The following is a 19,496-nucleotide window of genomic DNA, read 5'->3' as shown; positions in this document are numbered from 1 at the left end:
ATGAGCCTTAATTCTGTCAGCGACCAGACTCCCATTTTGATTGGCGTGGGCCAGGTGTCGGAACGTCTGGACGATGCCGACTATCACCAGTGGTCGCCCACCGATCTGGCAGCTCAAGCGGCGAAGGTCGCCTGTGCTGACGCGCTGAGTGTTGAACAACTGGCTGGCAAGATCGATGCGATTTATGCCATTCGTACCGTGGCCGATTCCACCCCCGCCCCGCTTCGTCCCCAACGCGCGCCCTTCGGCAGCCCGAACAACGTACCTGCAGCGGTAGCTGAACGACTGGGTGCGCAGCCGAGCGTAGCGGTCTATTCACCCGCCTGTGGCGATGAACCGCAGAAAATGGTGGGGGAGATCTGTGAGCGGCTGTATGCGGGTGAGTTTCGTTTGGCGCTGCTCTGCGGCGGTGAAGCTGCCTCGACCCAACGTGCTGCACAGGCCAGTCAGCAAAAGCTGAGCTGGGCTGAAGAACACGGGCAGCCGCTGGATGATCGCCACTGGAATGTCGGCGGCATGCGGACCAAGCACATGAGCGATCAGAACCTGATCATGCCCACCACGGTCTATCCACTGCTGGAGCAAGCACGCCGCAAGCGCCTGGGTCTTTCGCGAGAGGCTTATGCAGCGAAGATGGGCGAGCTGATGGCGCCATTCTCGCGAGTTGCGCAAAGCAATCCCCACGCTTCCAGCAAAAAGCCGTGGAGTGCAGAAGCCATCGCCAGTGTCGGCCCGGACAATCGCATGATCGCCGACCCTCATCCAATTTCGGTGGTGGCGCGCGATCAGGTCAACTTGGGCTCGGCACTACTGCTGACCACCGTTGGTACAGCGCGTGCATTGGGCATCAGCGAGGACAAATGGGTCTATCTACATGGTTACAGTGCACTGGACGAACGTCATGTGCTTGAGCGCCAAGACCTCGGTGCCTCCCAGGCCATGGCGCAAGCGTATGAACAAGCTTTGCAGGAAGCAGAAGTAACGTTGGACCAGATACGTTATCTGGATATCTACAGCTGCTTCCCCATTGCCGTGTTCGCCGCACTGGATGCCTTGGGACTGGCCTCCGATGATCCACGTGGCCTGACCCTGACCGGCGGACTCCCGTATTTTGGTGGCCCCGGCAATAATTACTCCAGCCATGCATTGGTGGAGCTGGTACAGCGCTTGCGCGCCGATCCGGGCTCACTGGGCATGGTCGGTGCTAATGGAGGCTTTCTTTCGACCCATGCAGTGGGGGTTTACTCGACCACCCCGCGTGAATGGCACAGCTGTGACAGCAGCCTGCGCCAGGCTCAAATCAACGCCCTGCCTGCTCCCGCGTTCACCCTCGACCCCAAGGGCTGGGGCCGGGTGGAAAGCTACACGGTCCTGCACGATAAAACCGGCCCGCAGGAGGTCATCGTCATTGGCCATCTGGAAAGCACCGGTGAGCGCTTTGTTGCCAACAGCGTCAAAGGCGACACCGAGACCCTGCTCGCTTTTGTCGAGCATGATGGTTTGAACCAGCGGGTCTGCATGCGCCTGCATCAGGGCACCAACCGTTTCGCCCTCAGTCAGCAAGCACTGGATGCAGGCGTTCCGGTCCCGTCAAACAAACTGCAGGCCAGCTATGAACATGTACTGGTTGAACGTCGCGGGCAGGTGCTGGAAATCACCATCAATCGCCCGGACGTCAACAACGCGTTGATCCCGGAAGCCAACGACGAACTCGATCAGATCTTCAACGCTTATGAAGCTGACGACAGCTTGTGGGTTGCGATTATCACCGGTGCGGGACAAAAAGCCTTTTGCACCGGTAATGATCTGAAGGCGGCCTCGACTGGCCGACGCATGTGGATGCCACGCAACGGTTTTGCCGGTTTGACGGCGCGGCAGAACCGGGAAAAACCGGTGATCTGTGCGGTGAATGGCTACGCCATGGGCGGTGGTTTTGAAATTGCGCTGGCGTGTGACCTGGTGGTGGCCGACAGTGAAGCGCAATTTGCCCTGACTGAAGTGCGAGTCGGCTTACTGGCCGGTGCGGGTGGACTGCAACGCCTGACCCGCCAGATTCCTTACAAGCAGGCGATGGACATGATCCTGACCGGACGCCGGGTGGGTGCCGAGGAAGCGCGAAGCCTGGGTTTCATTAACCGTATTGCTCCAGCCGGGCAAGCACTGCAAGCGGCCCGAGAGCTGGCCGAAGTGCTGCTGGAAGCGTCACCCAACTCGATTCGCCTGAGTAAGCAATTGCTCAACGAGCAAGCGCAGTTTGCCAGCGAGAACGACGCTGTGCGTACTACCTATAAAGCAATTGATCGGGTCGTAAACAGCGAAGACCGCATCGAAGGAACCATGGCCTTCGCACAAAAACGCAAACCGCTGTGGAAAAACCGCTGAGGTAACACATTCAGATAACAAGAAGGGGGCGCGGATCTACATCCGTGCCCCCTTCTTGTTTAGCGAAAACATAAATCACTACATCTTTGCTCAACTACCAGCACATGGCTTGACAGCGAAGCAGTGCTACTCGCGGTCAAGCCATGTCTCTTTCCGGCTATACGTCATCCATTAGCGATGAGACCACCCAGCCGGGCCAGCAGCGCCGATTGTCCGCCCAGCACCAATTCGAGCTTCTTGGCGAGCAGGCAGTAACGAAACAACGGATAGTCCCGATCCACGCCCGTACCACCGTGCACTTGTTGCACTGCATGGCTGACACGGTGCAAGGCTTCACAAGCGTAGGCACTTGCCGCCAGCACCGCTTCGGTTGCCAATGCGACGTCACCTGGACGGCTCAAACGGCTGACCGCTTGCTCCATCAATCCTCGCAGACATTCGGTATCGATATGGCAATCAGCAAGTGCATGAGCCACTGCCTGGAACGTGGCAATAGGACGGCCGAACTGCTCGCGCTCGGACGTGTACTCAGCCCCCATGCGAGTCATCGCACTGCAAACACCCACTGCCATCGCGGTGGCTGCAGCGTACAGATGCAATTGCGCATTATCGACAAATGCCGGCGTCGCCGCAGCGCTCACCAAAAGGTTGGCCGACACGTTTTGCAGCGTAAGAGTGAAGACATGCTCGCCGGTAGTCGTGGTCTGCTGTTGACGCTCGATACCCGCCGATTGCAAGTCAAACAGAAACACACCAACGCCATCGGGATAGCGAGCCAGAGTCCAGCACACGCCAGGTCGGTCGGCCACCGCCACACGATGCTTGCAACCTGAGAGCTGCCATTGACCGTCTACCAATTGCGCCTGGGTGTTGACGTCCAGCAACTCACTTTGCCGGGTTTCCGCTGTAGCGCTGGTGAATACAACCTCACCCGCCGCCAGCTTCGGCCACAACACATCGAGTACAGACGCGTTGCCCAGTACCAGCAACGGCAAAGCACCGCCAACCAAAACCTCCAACATAGGCACCGGTGCCACCGCCTGCGCCGCTCGTTCAAGAAAAACGCAGAGGGTTTCAAAATCCTCGCCAACGCCCCCTTGGGCTTCGGTGAGTTGTATGCCTAGCAAACCCGTCTCGGCCAATTGAGCCCAGAGTTCAGTGTCATGGTATCCGGTGGCGTCCACCGCTCGCAGGCGTGGCTGAGTCGCCTGGTCTGTAAACAATCGCGTCGCCAACTCTGTCAGCTGTTGCTGGGTGGCGCTCAGGGAAAAATCCATACAAATCTCCTAACGAGGCAGTTTCAGGCCGGCCTGCGCGATAATGTTCCGTTGAATTTCATTGGCGCCACCGCCAAAAGTGAGCACGCTGCCCTTGCGATACAGCTTCTCCATCAGACCGCTGACAATCACGTCCGAGCCTTCGCGTAGCAAACCTTGCGAACCGATGATTTCGCCCATCAGTCGGCCCAACTCGACATACACCTGCGAGCCGTAAACCTTGGTTGAGGAAGCCTCAACCATCCCGCTGCCGCCGTTGTTCATCACCCACAGCGCTTTCAGGCACATCATTTTCAGACCTTCGAGCTTGACCTTGGCTAGCGCCAGATTGCGCTGTACCCAAGGCAGTTGCAGCAGGTGCTTAAAATCTTCATGGGTCTTGAGCAGGTTTAAGGTGTGGTCGTAGAGCATGGCCACGTAACCGTAGTTGACCAGCGCCAGACGCTCGAGATTGAGCTGTGCGGTGATCAGCGACCAACCGCCATTGAGCTCACCGACACGATAGCTGTCGGGAACACGTACGTCCTGATAGTAGGTCGCCGCGGTATCAACACCCATCGTATGGATTGTTGTGCAGGAATAGCCCGGAGTATTGGTCGGTACCAGAAAGATCGTAATACCTTTGTGACGCTTGGCTGGATCAGGGTCGGTCCGTGCCGCCAACCAGATGTACTGGCTGAAAGGGGCGCAACTGGTCCATATTTTCTGCCCATTGATGACCCAATCATCGCCATCACGCACCGCGCGAGTACGCAGATTGGCCAGATCGCTGCCTGCACCAGGCTCAGAATAGCCAATGGCTAGATAGGCGGAACCCGACAGGATTTCACCCACGACCTTTTCGCGAACTTCGCCTTGGGCGTAGCGGGCAACCATGGGGCCGATGGAGTTTGCCGAGAGTGCCGGCCAGGGGAAGCCCACCCGCTTGGACTCTTCGACCAGAATGTACTGCTCGATCGGATCAGCGCCCTCGCCGCCCAGTTCCTTCGGCCAGGACATCTTGATCCAGCCGTCGCGCCCCAGTTGCTCAAGCTTTTGCCAGTAGATCGGGCCACCTCCATGACTCCAGAGGGGGTCTTTGAGTTCGGCTTCGAAATCGGCCGTCATCATCTGCTCGACCATGTAGGTCCGCACACGGTCGCGAAAGCGCAGGTGCTGATCGCTAAGATCCGTAATCATCCTATTGTTCTCTTGTTATGGACATTGATACGACACTATCGATAATGCGAGGCTTGGTATGAAGGACAAAAAACGACTTTTTGCATCACCGATATTTGAATGCGAACCCCATGGCCGAAAACTTGAATGAATCATGGTCGCTGCGCGGTAACTATCGCTACGCCACCAACCAGTTGCTAATGGGGGCACGCCGTCACCAGATGCCCTTGGAGCACATCTGGGAAGCCGCTGGATTGCAGGAGTTTGCCTCCAGTAAAGCCCCGCTCAAAGCGCATCAGTTTGCCAGGCTGCTGAGGGCGACCACCGAAGTACTCGACGACGAGTTGTACGGCCTCACGCGGCACCGCGCCAAGCGCGGAACCTGCGCGATGATGGTCGATCTGGCGTTGGGTTGCAGCACCATGGGCGCGGCCATGGAGCAAGTCGCAAACTTCTTCCGAATCGTGACGGATGACATCGAAGTACGTTGCACTCTCTCGGACGAACAGATCGAACTGAGCGTCATGGTGACGGAGCCTGAGTTGGACCCGATGGGTTTTCTCTGCGACTACTACATGTTGTACCTGCATCGTTTTTTCAGTTGGAGCATCGGTGCGCTGCTGCCCGTTCGGCAATTGTCCTCTACCCGTCCTGACGCTCCCGACGCCAGTCGTCTGCTGCACTACATACGCAGAGACTGGCTCCCTCGTCAGGCGACCAACACAATGACACTCAACACCAGGTACTGGACAACGCCAATCAGTCGTACGCGCGCCGAATGGCACGCCAACGTTGACCGGCTGATGGGACAAGGCATTCTCGGCTGGCCCGATGCCAAGGAAAACTGTTCAAACCAGGTTCGCGCGCTGCTGGCTGATGCACTCAAATTGCGGATGGGCCTGCCTCGCCTTCAAGCCATTGCCAGCCAACTGTGCCTGAGTACACAAACCTTGCACCGGAACCTGCAGCAGGAAGGCACGAGTTTTCAACGGATCCTCGACGATCTACGCCGCGATCAGGCCATCGAGCTGCTAGCAAATCAGCATCTAAGCCTCGCTGATGCCGCCGAGCAGCTTGGTTTTTCAGAAACCCGGTCTTTCAGCCGTGCGTTCAAGCAATGGACGGGAATCAATCCTTCGGTGCTACGCCGCGAAGGCAACAATTGAACTTGTAAGCATGTAACGCACTGACCGGTTCAACCCGCGCATCAGTCTCCGTCAAACCCGGAAGGCACCGATCAGCTCCTTGAGTTGACCCACCAGCAGGGAAAGCTCGCGGCTCGCCTGCTCTGTCTGGCAAGCACCGCCAGCCGTGCGATCACCGGCCTGGTTGATTTGCACGATATTGCGATCAATGTCTTGAGTGACTGCCGTTTGTTCTGACGCGGCTGCGGCGATCTGCTGGTTCTGGTCAACGATCGTACCTACCGCGTTAAAGATGTTCTCCAAAGCCTGCTGCACCAGCGTGGATTGATTGGCCGTGCTGCTGGCCATCCTGTGACTGGCATTCATCACTTTGACCGCGGCACTGACACCACTCTGCAATTTGCTGATCGTTTGTTCGATTTCTTCGGTGGACACTTGTGTGCGCTTGGCCAGATTGCGCACCTCATCGGCAACAACGGCAAAACCGCGCCCCTGCTCCCCGGCCCGGGCCGCCTCAATGGCGGCGTTGAGCGCCAGCAAATTAGTTTGCTCTGCAATTGCTTTGATCACATCAAGAACCTGGCTGATGCTACTACTATCACTGGCCAGTTGATTGATTACCACCACGGACTGGTCAATTTCGCCGGCCAGTTGTTGAATACTTTCGACCTGGGACTCGACCAGAGTACGGCCAGAAACAACCTCTTTATTGACCCCCTGCGCGCTGACCACTGCCGCAGTCGCATTGCGTGCCACCTCTTGAGCAGTGGCGGACAACTCATTCATTGCCGTTGCAATCTGCTCGATCTGCTGACGCTGGTCGGAGACAGCCTGACTGCTTTCATTGGAAACCAGCTCGACACGATCTGCCTGCCCCTTCACTTTGACGACCGTCTGTCCCACTCGCTGAATCAATTGATTGATCTTGCCAATGGTCCCATTGATAACCTTCCCCAACTCTCCCAGCTCATCCTGACTCTGGATCTTTACATTGGCCGTCATGTTGCCAGCCGCCACGTCGTCCATGACAAGACTGAAACTTTTTAACGTGCTGCACATCGACACGTAAAAGCCGCCATAAAGATAACCAATGAGAAGAAATACCAGCAGCAGCGCGCTGACTAACAGGACCATTCGTTGTTGATCATCGGCCAGTCGCCGCTGAAGCTCCCCATCCAGGTAGGACAGCACCGCATCAGTGAACTGGCTGGTTTTCTCAATTTCAGCGCTCAATGAGTCATAAAATGTCGGCCATGCCACGTTTTCGGCAGACTCCTTTAACGATTCGCCGTCCAACAAGCCGCCACCGACTGTCAATGAGTCGCGACTGATAGCGGCCTTCGCCTGCAAGGCAGTTTGGGCCTTGGTATTCCCAACCAGCGCACCCTCGATATGTTGTCCATATTCAGCCTGCAGCTTCTCCAACTGCTGTAACGCAGCCTCCACCTTGGTGAGGGTGCCCGAGCTCCTGGAACCGCTGGCCAACAAATACGCACCCAGCGCACGGACATCCCCCAATCCAAGCGTGACGTCGTCGGAGCTGTCCACAATCAGGTTGAACAGTTTGCGTTCGCTCGGGTTGGGATCCAGGGATATCCCGGTACCGGAAACCACCGACATCACCAGGATTTGGACATTCGCCAGCTGCTGCTTGATCTCGTGCTGCTGCTTGGCTTGCGTGGTATCTGCCTGTGCAGCGCGCAACCAGTCCACCAAAGTATCACGCTTGGCATTGATATCTTCAACTTGGCTGCCAGTCAGCGCTATGGCTTTGAGCTTTTGCAGGGCCTCAATCAGTTTCGACATCTGGTGGCCAATGCGATTGTTCAACTCTTCACTTTGGTTGGCCAAGCCGACCTGGTTCTGGAGTCGAATGAGGTTCTCCAGGCTTTGCATGTCGTAACGAATTTGCAGTGTGTCCTTAAGGAGCTCCAATCCAGTTAATTCCGTCCTGGTACCAACGAATTGGGCGTAGGCATCTCGAATCAGATAGGCGTTAGTCGCCAACATGGGCAAAAAAAACAAGATGCTGATCAGGCTGAATTTCAGGCCGAAACTCAGGCGATTCATAAGCGAAATAGCGGGATACAGGAGAGTTTTCACGGAACGCCTCTAATTATTATGGTTGTTGCCGTAGGCCGTGGCTTGCTGTTGATTTTGTGTTGAGTACGCGCGGTGCTGACGGTTGATAACGCCACTCGGTCCACTCGATAAAAATCATCAGTATCATACATATGATTAGGCTTGATACCCAGTAGCTTTTTCCAACATTTCCATTTTCATTCAATGGGTATGCCCCCTGAAAAATCACCACTGAAAAATAGATAGCGTGCATCTGATAAGGCAAACTATCATGAGCATGCTTATGTATTTTTCGGTGATTTTGATGACGACTCAACAGACGATCGGTTTTGTCTTGCACGATGTGGCGCGGTTGATGCGCAAGCGATTCGAACAGCGTGCCCGACAGGCAGGACTCACGCGATCTCAGTGGCAGGTGCTGTCCAAGCTTTCGCATAACGAAGGCATTCACCAGAAAGGTCTGGCCGATTTGCTGGAAATCGAGTCCATCACCTTGGTGCGATTGCTCGACAAAATGCAGGAACGCGGTTTGATCGAGCGTCGGCCTCACCCAACCGATCGGCGCATGAGCTTGCTGTTTCTGACTGAAGCGGCACATCCACTACTGCAGTTGATGCGTCAGCTTGGCGAAAAAACGCGCCATGAAACGATGTCTGATTTTTCCGAACAGGAGCACCAACTGCTGCAGCAGTTTCTAGCTCGCATGCGTGAGAACTTGATCGAAGCCTGCGCAAGGCCGGTTGAAGATGAGGAGCCCGTAAATGACCAGTAATGCCACTCGATTGCAGCCCGTCGAGGCTGAAAGGTCACCTTCCACACCGTCCGGCTCCCAGCAGTCACAGCCGCAAGCCTTTGCTCAGCCAGTTCAGGACAGCGCTTTGCCACCCTCACGCCAAAGAGTGCGCCTCGGACTGTTTCTATTGTTGCCAGCGGTGCTTGCCGGCTCCGCCTGGCTGTATGTCACCGGGGGCCAAGTCATTAGCACCGATAATGCTTATATCCAGGCGGATCGCGTGGGTGTTTCCACCGACGTCGCCGGCATCGTCGAGTCGGTTGAGGTCACTGACAATCAAAGCGTAACCAAAGGTCAGGTGTTGTTCCGCTTACGCCCTGAACCCTTCGAAATTGCTTTGCAAAGTGCCAAGGCACAATTGGCCGATGTGCGTAACCAGATCATGAATCTCAAAGCCAGCTACGCCCAAGCACAGGCAGAGATCGCTCAGGCCCAGGCGGAAATCCCCTATTACCAGAAAAACCTGGCACGCCTGGAACAATTGGTCAGTGTCTCCGCCGTTTCAAAGACCCTCTACGACGATGCCCATCACAATCTGGAAACCACGCAGCAGAAAGTTGCGGTAGCCAAGGCTCAGGCACAGACCATTCTGGCCCAACTCGGTGGACGCATTGATTCGCCGCTAGAGCAGCAACCCGCCTACCTCCAAGCCCAGGCGCGGATCGATGAGGCCGCGCGCAACCAGAAGAGCGCGACAGTGACCGCTCCGTTCGACGGCATTGTCACTAATGTCGATTCGCTGTCTCCAGGAGCATACCTGCAACCACCGCAATCGGGTTTCAGCCTGGTCGCGAGCGATCGCCTGTGGGTCGCGGCATCGCCCAAAGAAACTGAGCTGACCCACATGCAGGAAGGCCAACCGGTGACCATCACGGTGGACAGCTACCCGGGTGTCATTTGGCATGGCCGAGTCGAAAGCATTAGCCCCGCTTCAGGCTCGAGCTTTGCCCTCTTGCCTGCACAGAACACCACGGGTAACTGGGTGAAAGTGGTCCAGCGCATTCCCGTACGTATTCGTATCGAAGACACGGCCGGCAAACCACTTTTGCGTCATGGCATGAGCGTCGAGGCCGATATCGATACCGGTCGTTCCCGCGGCCTGCCGGAATTCATGGCCAACGCACTGGCCACCAAGAGAACGCCTCATGAATGACAGTGGTACGGCCATGGCGCCCTCCACGCAACGGACAATGATTACCGTCTGCGTGGTCCTGGCGGTCATCATGCAGGCGCTGGACACCACCATCGCCAATGTCGCGTTGCCCTATATGCAAGGCAGCGTCTCGGCCAGTGCCGATCAAATCAATTGGGTGCTGACCTCCTATATCGTCGCCGCTGCAATCATGACACCCCCCTCGGCCTTCCTCGCCCGGCGCTTCGGGCGCAAGACCGTGCTGCTATGGGCTATTATCGGTTTCGTCCTGGCGTCGATACTCTGCGGTATCGCCCAGTCGCTGGGGGAAATCATTGCCTTTAGGCTGTTGCAAGGGCTTGCGGGTGCCGCATTGGTGCCTCTGTCCCAGGGTATCTTGTTGGATATCTATTCGCTTAAAGAACGCGGCTCAGCCATGGCGCTGTTTGGCGTCTCAGTCATGGTCGGTCCGGTATTGGGGCCGATGTTGGGCGGATGGCTGACCGAAAATCTTAGCTGGCGCTGGGTGTTTTTCATCAATCTGCCTATCGGCCTCCTGGCTTTGGCGGGGATCTTGCGCTATGTCGTCGAGACCCCGGCGGACAAGGGGTCTCGCCTGGACTGGCTGGGTTTTGGCTCGCTCAGCGTCACGATCATGGCCACCCAGTTATTCCTCGATCGAGGCGAGCAACTGGGCTGGTTTGCTTCCACGGAGATCGTGCTCGAAGCCGTGATAGCCCTGTCGGCCCTGTATATTTTTCTGGTGCACACCTTCACCGCCAAAGACCCTTTTATAAGCCTCGCTCTGTTCAAGGATCGAAACTTCAGCCTCAGCGTGGTGTTCATTTTCATTATTGGCATTACCTACCTTGCGTCGCTGGCGCTGATGACGCCCTACCTGCAAAACCTGATGGGTTATCCGGTGCTCAAGGCCGGCATGGCAATGGGTCCGCGTGGTTTGGGCACGATGGCAACGATGTACATCACGGGGCGGTTGATCGGTAAGGTCGACACCCGTTGGCTGCTGTTCTGCGGACTGGCATTGTCCGCAGGTTCCATGTGGCTGATGACAGGCTGGACACCGCAGGTGTCGATGCAAACCATCATCTATGTCGGCTTCATCCAGGGAGCGAGCCTGGGCCTGTTATTCGTACCCTTGTCCACCATTGCCTTCGCCACATTGCCCGCTTCGCTCCGAGCCGACGGCACCGGGCTCTACAGCCTGTCGCGCAACGTCGGTTCCAGTGTAGGGATTTCCATCGTCACCGTGCTGTTGGTGCAAAACACCCAGATCAACCACGAGCTGATCGGCGCACATATCACAGGGTTCAATCGCCTGCTCCACGCCTGGCCACTCAACAATGTCCTCGACCCGGTAACGGTCAGCGGCCGCGCCATGCTCGACGGCATGATCAGCACTCAAGCTGTCTGGATTGCCTATCTGGACGATTTCAAGCTGCTGATGCTGCTTTCTCTGGCGGTCATGCCGCTGTTGTTGGTGATCAAGCCACCTGAAGTGATCGCGCGCGATGATCACGGACCGGTGCTGGAATAACTAATCATACATATGATATATATGTAAAAATCTGAAATCGCCCAAGGATCGAGTCCGCAAGGCTCACAAATTCTGGATCGCCATCATGCACCGAGCCTCTACCCAAGTGTCTGCACCGCTTGATCTCGCCAAGAATCCGCAGGTGCCAAAAATGGAACACCTGAGAGTCGACCCCTCCTGTGAAACTCGGGACCGCCATCAGCAGATTCGTGATACTGCCTTGCATCTATTTGTCACTGAAGGCTATGGCAATGTCAGTTTGCGCCAATTGGCGGCGCCGCTCGGTCTTAGTGCAGGTTCGCTCTACAACCATTTGGAGAGTAAACAGTCGCTGCTGTTTGAGATGATCAACGATCACCTCCAAGACCTTCTGAAGAGTGTCGAACGTGAGGTGAGAAAGAGCAAAGACGTGTTGGCGCAGCTTAGATCGTTCATTCGCGTTCATATCAAGGTCCACATTCAGCACCAATCCCTATCGCTGTTGAGCAATCTGGAGTTGCGCAGCCTCGACGCCGCATCAAGGGCAGAAATCAAGCTGCTCCTAAAGCGCTACCGCAGCTGTTTAAGCAACATCATCAGTAAAGGTATGCAGAGCGGAGTCTTTCGCTCACAGCACTTACCGACCACTATCCAAACGGTGCTTGCCATGCTTTCGAGCGTGGCGTTCTGGTTCGATGAAACCCTACCGTTGGGCTCTTCGCAGCTGACGACCCAACTCACTGCAATGGTTATAGGTGCGCTAAGTACTTAATTCATCGCCGTGTGCCGTTCACGACAGACACTCAACTTCCATTACACACACAAAAACCGGAGATCCTGCAGTGCTTGAAGCCTACAACCATCACGTGAAAAAACGCGCCGATGAAGGGCTTCCGCCCTTGGCACTTAACGCTGAACAAACGGCAGGCCTGGTCGAGCTGCTGAAAAATCCCCCGGCTGGCGAAGAAGCATTCCTCGTTGAGCTGATCACCCATCGCGTTCCGCCTGGAGTGGACGAAGCAGCCTATGTAAAGGCCGGTTTCCTGTCCGCCCTCGCCAAAGGTGAAGCCAAATCCCCTCTGATCGACAAGAAACGCGCTGTAGAACTGCTCGGCACCATGCAGGGCGGCTACAACATCGTGACCCTGGTCAACCTGCTGGACGACGCCGAACTGGCACCAGTAGCGGCCGAAAAACTCAAGCACACCCTGCTGATGTTCGACGCCTTCCACGACGTCGCTGAACGCGCCAAGAACGGTAACGTTCACGCCCAAGGCGTGCTGCAATCCTGGGCTGACGGCGAGTGGTTCAAAAACCGCCCGGTACTGGCCGACAAGATCAGCCTACGCGTGTTCAAGGTCACCGGCGAAACCAACACCGACGACTTGTCCCCTGCTCCGGACGCCTGGTCCCGCCCGGACATCCCGCTGCACGCCCTGGCCATGCTGAAAATGGCGCGCGACGGCATCGTGCCGGACGAGCAAGGCGTCACCGGTCCGATGAAGCAAATCGAGGAAATGCGCGGTCAAGGCTTCCCGATTGCCTACGTCGGAGACGTGGTCGGTACCGGTTCGTCGCGTAAATCGGCGACCAACTCGGTGCTGTGGTTCTTCGGTGACGACGTGCCGTTCGTGCCGAACAAGCGCGCTGGCGGTTTCTGCTTCGGTAACAAGATCGCTCCAATCTTCTACAACACCATGGAAGATGCCGGCGCCCTGCCGATCGAGTTCGACGTGTCGAACATGCACATGGGCGATGTGATCGACCTGTACCCGCACGCTGGCAAAGTCTGCAAGCACGGCACTGACGAAGTCCTGACCACCTTCGAAATGAAGACCCCGGTTCTGTTGGACGAAGTTCGTGCCGGCGGCCGTATCCCGCTGATCATCGGCCGTGGCCTGACCGAAAAGGCGCGTGCCGAGCTAGGCCTGGCACCTTCGGACTTGTTCAAAAAACCTGAAGCGCCGGCTGAAAGCACCAAGGGATATACCCTGGCGCAGAAAATGGTCGGCAAGGCGTGTGGCCTGCCAGAAGGCAAAGGCGTTCGTCCTGGCACCTACTGCGAACCGAAAATGACCACCGTCGGCTCTCAGGACACCACCGGTCCTATGACCCGTGACGAACTGAAAGACCTGGCGTGCCTGGGCTTCTCGACCGATCTGGTAATGCAGTCCTTCTGCCACACCGCGGCTTACCCTAAGCCGGTCGATGTAACGACTCACCACACCCTGCCGGATTTCATGCGTAACCGTGGTGGCGTGTCGCTCAAGCCGGGCGACGGCATCATCCACAGCTGGCTGAACCGCATGCTCCTGCCGGACACCGTCGGCACCGGTGGTGACTCACATACCCGTTTCCCGATCGGCATTTCGTTCCCGGCCGGCTCCGGTCTGATCGCGTTCGCCGCGGCCACCGGCGTCATGCCGCTGGACATGCCGGAATCGGTTCTGGTGCGCTTCAAAGGCAAGATGCAACCGGGTATCACCCTGCGTGACCTGGTCCATTCGATTCCTTACTACGCGATCAAGGCCGGTCTGCTGACCGTGGAGAAGAAAGGCAAGATCAACGCTTTCTCCGGCCGCATCCTGGAAATCGAAGGCCTGGACAACCTGACCGTCGAGCAAGCCTTCGAACTGTCTGACGCTTCCGCTGAACGTTCGGCTGCTGGTTGCACCATCAAGCTTCCGGAAAAGGCTATTGCCGAGTACCTGACGTCCAACATCACCCTGCTGCGCTGGATGATCGGCGAAGGCTACGGTGATGCGCGCACCCTGGAACGTCGCGCTCAAGCGATGGAAGCCTGGCTGGCCAATCCTGAGCTGCTGATGGCTGACAAAGACGCCGAGTACGCCGAAATCATCGAGATTGATCTGGCAGAGATCACTCAGCCGATTTTGTGCGCACCGAACGACCCGGACGACGCCCGTCTGCTGTCGACCGCTGAAGGTCAGAAGATCGATGAAGTGTTCATCGGTTCGTGCATGACCAACATCGGTCACTTCCGCGCGGCCGGCAAGTTGCTGGAGCAGGTCGACGGTCAGTTGCCAACCCGTCTGTGGCTGTCGCCGCCGACCAAGATGGACGCGCACCAGCTGACTGAAGAAGGCTACTACGGTATCTACAACAAGGCCGGCGCACGCATGGAAATGCCGGGCTGCTCGCTGTGCATGGGTAACCAGGCACGTGTAGAACCGAATTCGACCGTGGTGTCGACGTCGACCCGTAACTTCCCGAACCGTCTGGGTGACGGCGCGAACGTCTACCTGGCTTCGGCCGAGCTGGCGTCCGTGGCTTCCATCCTAGGTCGCCTGCCGACCGTCGAGGAGTACATGGAATACGCTGGCAAGATCGACAGCATGGCGGCCGATGTTTACCGCTACCTGTCCTTCGACCAGATCGCCGAGTTCCGTGAAGCTGCTGCGAACGCCAACATTCCGGTCGTTCAAGCCTAACGCTACAACGCAATAAAAAACGCCGCCCATCGCGAGATGAGCGGCGTCTTTTTTATTGCCTGACGGTTTGGCGACTCCTCTGTGAAGATATTTTCAGCCCAGATTGCCACAGAAAATATCGTGACCGCCATCGGCCGGACTTCCTCGCACAACCAATGCATAACCACCGGAACGTAGCGTTTCATAGGCGACGGGGACGCTTTTGCGCAGATGGATACCGCGGCTGTCGCGTGCGCTCGATTCCGGCGAATAAAACTGCGAGCTCACGCTCTGATTCAAATCATAAGCTGGCTTAGGCCCAAGGCTTGAACAGCTTCCCGTGTAAACGTATGTGTACAAACGCGCTGGAGAACCGCTGCCAAGCGGTACCCCACCAATGAACAACCTGATGTCTGTCTGATTGCCCATGGGCGCGAGGGTGGCCTGTGCCATATGCCCGGGGTTATATAGAGTGGCGGTTAGGGGAACGGAGGTAATCTGACTGTCTGATGTAGTTGCACATCCGGAGATCCATCCGACCGCTAGCACCAACGCCATCGAAGATACGATGTTCATCGTAAACCTCTCGACTATAAGGACGCGTTGAAGTGATCCCCCTCGTAAATTCTAGACCTTCCAGGAAAACGGGCGTCTCGTCGGATAGTCGGTCATAGTTTTTTAGCGTTACAGGCAAGATTTGTTGTGGGAATGGCTAACTTGGAGAGGTCGCGGCTATTTTTTGCACGAATAGGCTGCTAACTGTTCTATCGGCGTAGAACCCATATGGTCGACGACGATGAGCTAACTCCCGCTCAGTAGTACTCCCTTTGAGAAATGAGTGAATCTTTAATGGGATAGCGAGATGGACTCATCAATCACTACCTATCTATGGCTTAGGATTAGCGGCTTTTTGGCCGATGATGGGGTGTGCACTGGTTTTTCTTCGGCACAGTAATCATCCAGGCACCTCGACACCAGGGCGACCTGCGTCCTAGCCTCACCTTAATTGAGTCGCTTCATGATCGTTCCCAGCATGATCTTGACGACCAGAAGATTGAGCAGTTTCAGACTGCTTTCACACAGCGTGGGTCGGAAGTTGCCTGCCGTGATGAGACTGCTACCAGTCTTCAGTTGAGGAGCAAAAAACAGGGCCAAATACACCTATTCCTAATTTTTTTGCTTGCTCTTCAATTCGGCCAGCCTGGAGCACATCATGCTTAGTGGGAAAGTGGCGTAAAAGGAAGTGAGCGTTTTGTCTAACGCGTGCGGGTACTTCTGTATCGCGAGCAAGTTCTGTCAGGAAAGCATGAGTTTGTGCGACGGACCTGCTCCGTTCAAATGGCATCGTCATTTAAGCCTCCACGCGTTGAGGTCGTTAGTCCAATACAAGGCGACCAGATTCGGCCACCTATAATCGCTCTATAATCGCTCTATAATTCCCTATAAACCTGAATCGTAAGCGTCCGCCAACACACCTTTCTGACGCCTGTAGCGGTCAAATGGGCAGATCAGAATCGCGTGTTCGAAACGTAGCTTCAAGGTTCAAGCTTCCTGGACTTACTCGTCCCTAATCCTTTCGAATAGCATCGACAGTACTTCGGTGGCAGTCCCCATCAGCATGAACTCCTTCGGTTCCCCCATTGCAACGTCGACCTTGTTCACATGAATGACCGAAGCTCCAGACGCCAACGCAAGATCGGGAAGGCCTGCGGCAGGCATGACGATTCCGGAGGTGCCGACTGAGACCAGCAGATCGCAATCCTTCACCAGCTGCACTGCAGTTTTCCAAGCCTGGACTGGTAAATCCTCTCCATACCAGACCACCGAAGGACGCAGTTTTCCGTTACAACGCTGACATCTAGGAGGGTCGATCAGAGCACCTTCATCCGGCACTACTGATTGATCGGGTGACACAACCGCAGGCCGATGGCATGCGAAACATTTGGGCATAGCCAAACTGCCATGTAAATGCACCACATTGAACGAGCCTGCTCGCTCATGGAGGTCGTCAATATTCTGGGTAACAACAGAGACCTGGCGTTCTGAGTTAGCCATGCGCGGTATCACAAAATGTGCGGTATTGGGCTTTGCTTGCGCAACACGGAGCCGCCGCCACAGATACCATCCCCATACCAATGCTGGGTTTTCCCGAAAGGTCTTTGCCGTTTCTAAGTCCCTTGGATCATATCCTGCCCAGACTCCAGAAAGTTTTTCGCGGTACGTGGGAATGCCGCTATCGGCGGATATGCCAGCGCCGGTGAAAAAGACCACCTTCCTGGCCTTTTGCAGTGCGTCTACAGCATTCTCTATGGCCGTCACGGCGCCAATCTTCCCGCTTTACGCTTCAAAGAGCTGCGGCTGAACATAATGATGCGTAACGTACGCAGCGCCCTGGTGGCGATCGACCGAAATGTAGAAATCATAAGGATGACCCTCGCTGTAATGATGGCGCCGGAGTGAAGATTGGGAGCGACCCCACAAAACGCCACAATAGGTGAGTGGTTAACTCATTCAAAACAACCTGAGACGAGAGGTCATCGTCTATCGATCCGTACTTGTCACTGTCAGAACTACGGACTCTAAGGTTTTCGACGGCGAGTGCCTCTAGGGGGGAACTCCGTACCTACTCCCGCCAGCGGGCCGGGTGGCTCCATGCTTCCATCGCGATGGCGCAGGTTATTGACCAGCCGCTCATCCAGTGCGCCGAACCCCAAAGTGTTTTCCTCCGCGTCTGGCTCAACGTCCTCCGTGCTCGGCGCCAAGTAGCCAGGGCTGAGCAAATAATGCGAAAGCAGTTTGTGGTGGGGATACCGACTCTCAAAGAGCTGCAACAACCCCTTGAAAATTTCTTCCCCTGCCTGAGTTCCGGCAACCCGCCGAATTACGAACTCGGCGATGGCCAAGCGCACCTCGATCTCACTCGAATCAAGTGGAAGCTCCTCTAAGGTTTCTTCAAACCACTGGTAGCTCCCGAACTTTAAACGCTGATCAGTCATCTTGCGGCACCCGCCAGAAATGGAGCTCAGTGATTCACCCGACCACTCACAAAATCCCGGACAACACCTTTGCAGTAAGGTAATCGCGCCATTCCACAGCGTGCGTTCGTGTTTGATGCGTTTAGTGCGCATCAACACGTGCAGTCGTGCTTAGCTCGTGGTCTCAAAGGGCTCGTTTTCGTCACCATAATAGCCTTCGCCATTCGCACGCTCTCGCTTCCAATACTGGATAAGCTGATCGATGCTTTCACTATTATGGGTTTCGAGTTCCCAAAAATCGGATTGTCGCCAATCATCGAAAGTTTGCTCTTGCAGTGCGGTCGCAACCTCCTGACGAGGCATATGAGGGTCAATAAACTCCTCGTAACCCCGACCGCTAGTAAGCCATTCGTCAGGGTTGTACCCCTTGGGCAGATTGCAAAAGCGCCACCATCCGCGGTAAGTCTCTACAGATCGACGAATGCAATCGGCGCGAAAATCCTTTTCATTCTTTTCCAACCAAATGCCCTTCTCAATCATGGAGTCGCGGTCGGCATCGCGGTCCAAAAAAAACATTTCGTGCATTTGAGGATCATGTTTAGCCCATTCATAGAATCCGCAGTCGATTCCTGACTGGCCCCACCGCAAAACCGTGCGAACCACTGCTGCCTTTGTAGAGCTAAACACCCATTCATACTCGCGTAAAAAGCTCGGATTGGTGGAGCTTTTCCCCTCACAGGCGTAGAAAAATCTGTGCCGATGGTTACTCCAAAATGCATCCAGCTCATCCAGCGTTCGCAAGCGGACAAAAAAAGTACTGTCTTCAAGCAACGTGCGCTCTGGCAAATCGATGAAGACGGGCATGCATGATGATTTCGTTTCCATAGACGTATAAATCTCGCAGTCTCTGTAGAAAATAACGCCCAGTCCGGTCAAAAATCACCATAAGACGCCAAATTATACTGTGAAGAGTATAGAACAAAATTGCTTTGACCGGCCTTATCGTTCCTTTTGCGAGAAGTACTTATGCGATTGGAACTCAAGCGGGCTATTGGTACCTCCATCAAGTCATTTCGACTTAACAGAGACATTCCCCAGGAAAACTTAGGTCCAAGCCAGCCCTACATAAGCAACCTCGAAGCTGGAAGAGGTAGTGCTTCAATTGACAAAATCGAGCAGATGGCAGATATCCTCGGGGTTCATCCAATGAGCATAATCTTCGCCGGCTATCTCACTTCAAACGAGCATGCCAACAAGGACCACTTGTTTGAAAGGATTCGAATGGAGCTAGCTGAAATAGGGTTCTAACTGATTTCAGCTATGCGATACCGCTGAAAAAGATAGGACGGGCCGCACACAGTACAAACCGCAAAATCGAGTACTCTCCCCGCATTCCCTGTGGGAGCTAAATCGATTGCACGCACAGAATCATCAGGACTGAGCTGAGTTGCGCTTTCATAGCTCACTTCGAAAACCGTTGCCAACGCGGTCTTTGCGCTGGTGACCATGAGCATCTGCGCCGGCGGCAACTGGCCACCCTCTAAAATTGGGAAGCTAAAATTCGATGGAGCAACTGCTTCGCTTGGC

Annotated in this window: 16 protein-coding genes and 1 pseudogene; 8 read left to right on the top strand and 9 right to left on the bottom strand. The window is 55.6% G+C overall.

The window, feature by feature from the left end; all coding sequences use genetic code 11:
- Entirely contained in the window at positions 1-2,382 is a 2,382-nt protein-coding gene (locus tag ACRC4F_RS19955; RefSeq protein ID WP_438660878.1) for an enoyl-CoA hydratase-related protein, read from the top strand.
- A gap of 164 nt (positions 2,383-2,546) precedes the next feature.
- On the opposite strand, the gene ACRC4F_RS19950 is transcribed toward ACRC4F_RS19955, so the two are convergent.
- A complete protein-coding gene (locus tag ACRC4F_RS19950) occupies positions 2,547-3,659 on the bottom strand; it encodes an acyl-CoA dehydrogenase family protein (protein ID WP_438660877.1) in 1,113 nt (370 codons plus the stop codon).
- 9 nt (positions 3,660-3,668) lie between these two features.
- Entirely contained in the window at positions 3,669-4,838 is a 1,170-nt protein-coding gene (locus ACRC4F_RS19945) for an acyl-CoA dehydrogenase family protein (protein ID WP_438660876.1), read from the bottom strand.
- A 110-nt stretch (positions 4,839-4,948) separates the two neighbouring features.
- On the opposite strand from ACRC4F_RS19945, the gene ACRC4F_RS19940 reads away from it, so the two are divergent.
- Positions 4,949-5,983, top strand: coding sequence for a helix-turn-helix domain-containing protein (locus ACRC4F_RS19940; RefSeq protein ID WP_438660875.1), 1,035 nt, complete (start codon positions 4,949-4,951; stop codon positions 5,981-5,983).
- Positions 5,984-6,034: 51 nt separating this feature from the next.
- Here the strand turns inward: ACRC4F_RS19940 and ACRC4F_RS19935 are convergent, their stop codons facing one another.
- Both ACRC4F_RS19935 and ACRC4F_RS19930 read right to left on the bottom strand, forming a co-directional pair.
- Positions 6,035-6,748, bottom strand: coding sequence for a methyl-accepting chemotaxis protein (locus ACRC4F_RS19935; protein ID WP_438660983.1), 714 nt, complete (start codon positions 6,746-6,748; stop codon positions 6,035-6,037).
- A 147-nt stretch (positions 6,749-6,895) separates the two neighbouring features.
- Positions 6,896-7,021, bottom strand: a pseudogene (locus tag ACRC4F_RS19930) (HAMP domain-containing protein); the annotation flags it as partial.
- Between the two features lie 1,294 nt (positions 7,022-8,315).
- Here ACRC4F_RS19930 and ACRC4F_RS19925 point away from each other — a divergent pair.
- The 5 genes from ACRC4F_RS19925 to acnB all read left to right on the top strand — a co-directional run bounded on the left by ACRC4F_RS19925 (position 8,316) and on the right by acnB (position 14,955).
- The gene (locus ACRC4F_RS19925; protein ID WP_438660874.1) at positions 8,316-8,816 is read left to right on the top strand and encodes a MarR family winged helix-turn-helix transcriptional regulator; all 501 of its coding nucleotides are present in this window, start codon (positions 8,316-8,318) and stop codon (positions 8,814-8,816) included.
- Entirely contained in the window at positions 8,806-9,990 is a 1,185-nt protein-coding gene (locus tag ACRC4F_RS19920; RefSeq protein ID WP_438660873.1) for an HlyD family secretion protein, read from the top strand. Before ACRC4F_RS19925 ends, ACRC4F_RS19920 begins: the two co-directional genes overlap by 11 nt.
- Entirely contained in the window at positions 9,983-11,524 is a 1,542-nt protein-coding gene (locus tag ACRC4F_RS19915) for a DHA2 family efflux MFS transporter permease subunit (protein ID WP_438660872.1), read from the top strand. Before ACRC4F_RS19920 ends, ACRC4F_RS19915 begins: the two co-directional genes overlap by 8 nt.
- Before the next feature lie 85 nt (positions 11,525-11,609).
- The gene (locus tag ACRC4F_RS19910) at positions 11,610-12,275 is read left to right on the top strand and encodes a TetR/AcrR family transcriptional regulator (RefSeq protein ID WP_438660871.1); all 666 of its coding nucleotides are present in this window, start codon (positions 11,610-11,612) and stop codon (positions 12,273-12,275) included.
- 70 nt (positions 12,276-12,345) lie between these two features.
- Positions 12,346-14,955, top strand: a complete 2,610-nt coding sequence (acnB, locus tag ACRC4F_RS19905; RefSeq protein WP_438660870.1) for a bifunctional aconitate hydratase 2/2-methylisocitrate dehydratase — start codon at positions 12,346-12,348, stop codon at positions 14,953-14,955.
- A 93-nt stretch (positions 14,956-15,048) separates the two neighbouring features.
- Here the strand turns inward: acnB and ACRC4F_RS19900 are convergent, their stop codons facing one another.
- From ACRC4F_RS19900 to ACRC4F_RS19880, 5 genes are all read right to left on the bottom strand, one after another.
- Entirely contained in the window at positions 15,049-15,510 is a 462-nt protein-coding gene (locus ACRC4F_RS19900) for a hypothetical protein (RefSeq protein WP_438660869.1), read from the bottom strand.
- Positions 15,511-16,051: 541 nt separating this feature from the next.
- Complete coding sequence (locus ACRC4F_RS19895; RefSeq protein WP_438660982.1) at positions 16,052-16,279, bottom strand: BPSL0761 family protein; 228 nt, start codon at positions 16,277-16,279, stop codon at positions 16,052-16,054.
- Positions 16,280-16,491: 212 nt separating this feature from the next.
- Complete coding sequence (locus ACRC4F_RS19890) at positions 16,492-17,253, bottom strand: SIR2 family NAD-dependent protein deacylase (RefSeq protein ID WP_438660868.1); 762 nt, start codon at positions 17,251-17,253, stop codon at positions 16,492-16,494.
- 260 nt (positions 17,254-17,513) lie between these two features.
- Entirely contained in the window at positions 17,514-17,930 is a 417-nt protein-coding gene (locus ACRC4F_RS19885) for a hypothetical protein (RefSeq protein WP_438660867.1), read from the bottom strand.
- Between the two features lie 150 nt (positions 17,931-18,080).
- A complete protein-coding gene (locus tag ACRC4F_RS19880; protein WP_438660866.1) occupies positions 18,081-18,773 on the bottom strand; it encodes a hypothetical protein in 693 nt (230 codons plus the stop codon).
- A 162-nt stretch (positions 18,774-18,935) separates the two neighbouring features.
- Between ACRC4F_RS19880 and ACRC4F_RS19875 the strand changes: the two genes are divergently transcribed.
- Positions 18,936-19,217 carry a helix-turn-helix domain-containing protein gene (locus ACRC4F_RS19875; protein ID WP_438660865.1) on the top strand — a complete coding sequence of 94 codons (282 nt, stop codon included), beginning with the start codon at positions 18,936-18,938 and terminating at the stop codon, positions 19,215-19,217.
- Positions 19,218-19,496: the final 279 nt, after the last annotated feature.

The organism is Pseudomonas sp. (assembly GCF_051660785.1).
GTDB lineage: Bacteria > Pseudomonadota > Gammaproteobacteria > Pseudomonadales > Pseudomonadaceae > Aquipseudomonas.
This window is presented reverse-complemented; position numbering and strand designations above follow the sequence as displayed.

Excerpts from the sequence above, each read along its gene's own strand:
- ACRC4F_RS19955 (WP_438660878.1), top strand. The coding sequence starts at position 1 with ATGAGCCTTAATTCTGTCAGCGACCAGACTCCCATTTTGATTGGCGTG.
- ACRC4F_RS19950 (WP_438660877.1), bottom strand. The coding sequence starts at position 3,659 with ATGGATTTTTCCCTGAGCGCCACCCAGCAACAGCTGACAGAGTTGGCG.
- ACRC4F_RS19945 (WP_438660876.1), bottom strand. The coding sequence starts at position 4,838 with ATGATTACGGATCTTAGCGATCAGCACCTGCGCTTTCGCGACCGTGTG.
- ACRC4F_RS19940 (WP_438660875.1), top strand. The coding sequence starts at position 4,949 with ATGGCCGAAAACTTGAATGAATCATGGTCGCTGCGCGGTAACTATCGC.
- ACRC4F_RS19935 (WP_438660983.1), bottom strand. The coding sequence starts at position 6,748 with ATGAATGAGTTGTCCGCCACTGCTCAAGAGGTGGCACGCAATGCGACT.
- ACRC4F_RS19925 (WP_438660874.1), top strand. The coding sequence starts at position 8,316 with ATGAGCATGCTTATGTATTTTTCGGTGATTTTGATGACGACTCAACAG.
- ACRC4F_RS19920 (WP_438660873.1), top strand. The coding sequence starts at position 8,806 with ATGACCAGTAATGCCACTCGATTGCAGCCCGTCGAGGCTGAAAGGTCA.
- ACRC4F_RS19915 (WP_438660872.1), top strand. The coding sequence starts at position 9,983 with ATGAATGACAGTGGTACGGCCATGGCGCCCTCCACGCAACGGACAATG.
- ACRC4F_RS19910 (WP_438660871.1), top strand. The coding sequence starts at position 11,610 with ATGCACCGAGCCTCTACCCAAGTGTCTGCACCGCTTGATCTCGCCAAG.
- ACRC4F_RS19900 (WP_438660869.1), bottom strand. The coding sequence starts at position 15,510 with ATGAACATCGTATCTTCGATGGCGTTGGTGCTAGCGGTCGGATGGATC.
- ACRC4F_RS19895 (WP_438660982.1), bottom strand. The coding sequence starts at position 16,279 with ATGCCATTTGAACGGAGCAGGTCCGTCGCACAAACTCATGCTTTCCTG.
- ACRC4F_RS19885 (WP_438660867.1), bottom strand. The coding sequence starts at position 17,930 with ATGACTGATCAGCGTTTAAAGTTCGGGAGCTACCAGTGGTTTGAAGAA.
- ACRC4F_RS19880 (WP_438660866.1), bottom strand. The coding sequence starts at position 18,773 with ATGCCCGTCTTCATCGATTTGCCAGAGCGCACGTTGCTTGAAGACAGT.
- ACRC4F_RS19875 (WP_438660865.1), top strand. The coding sequence starts at position 18,936 with ATGCGATTGGAACTCAAGCGGGCTATTGGTACCTCCATCAAGTCATTT.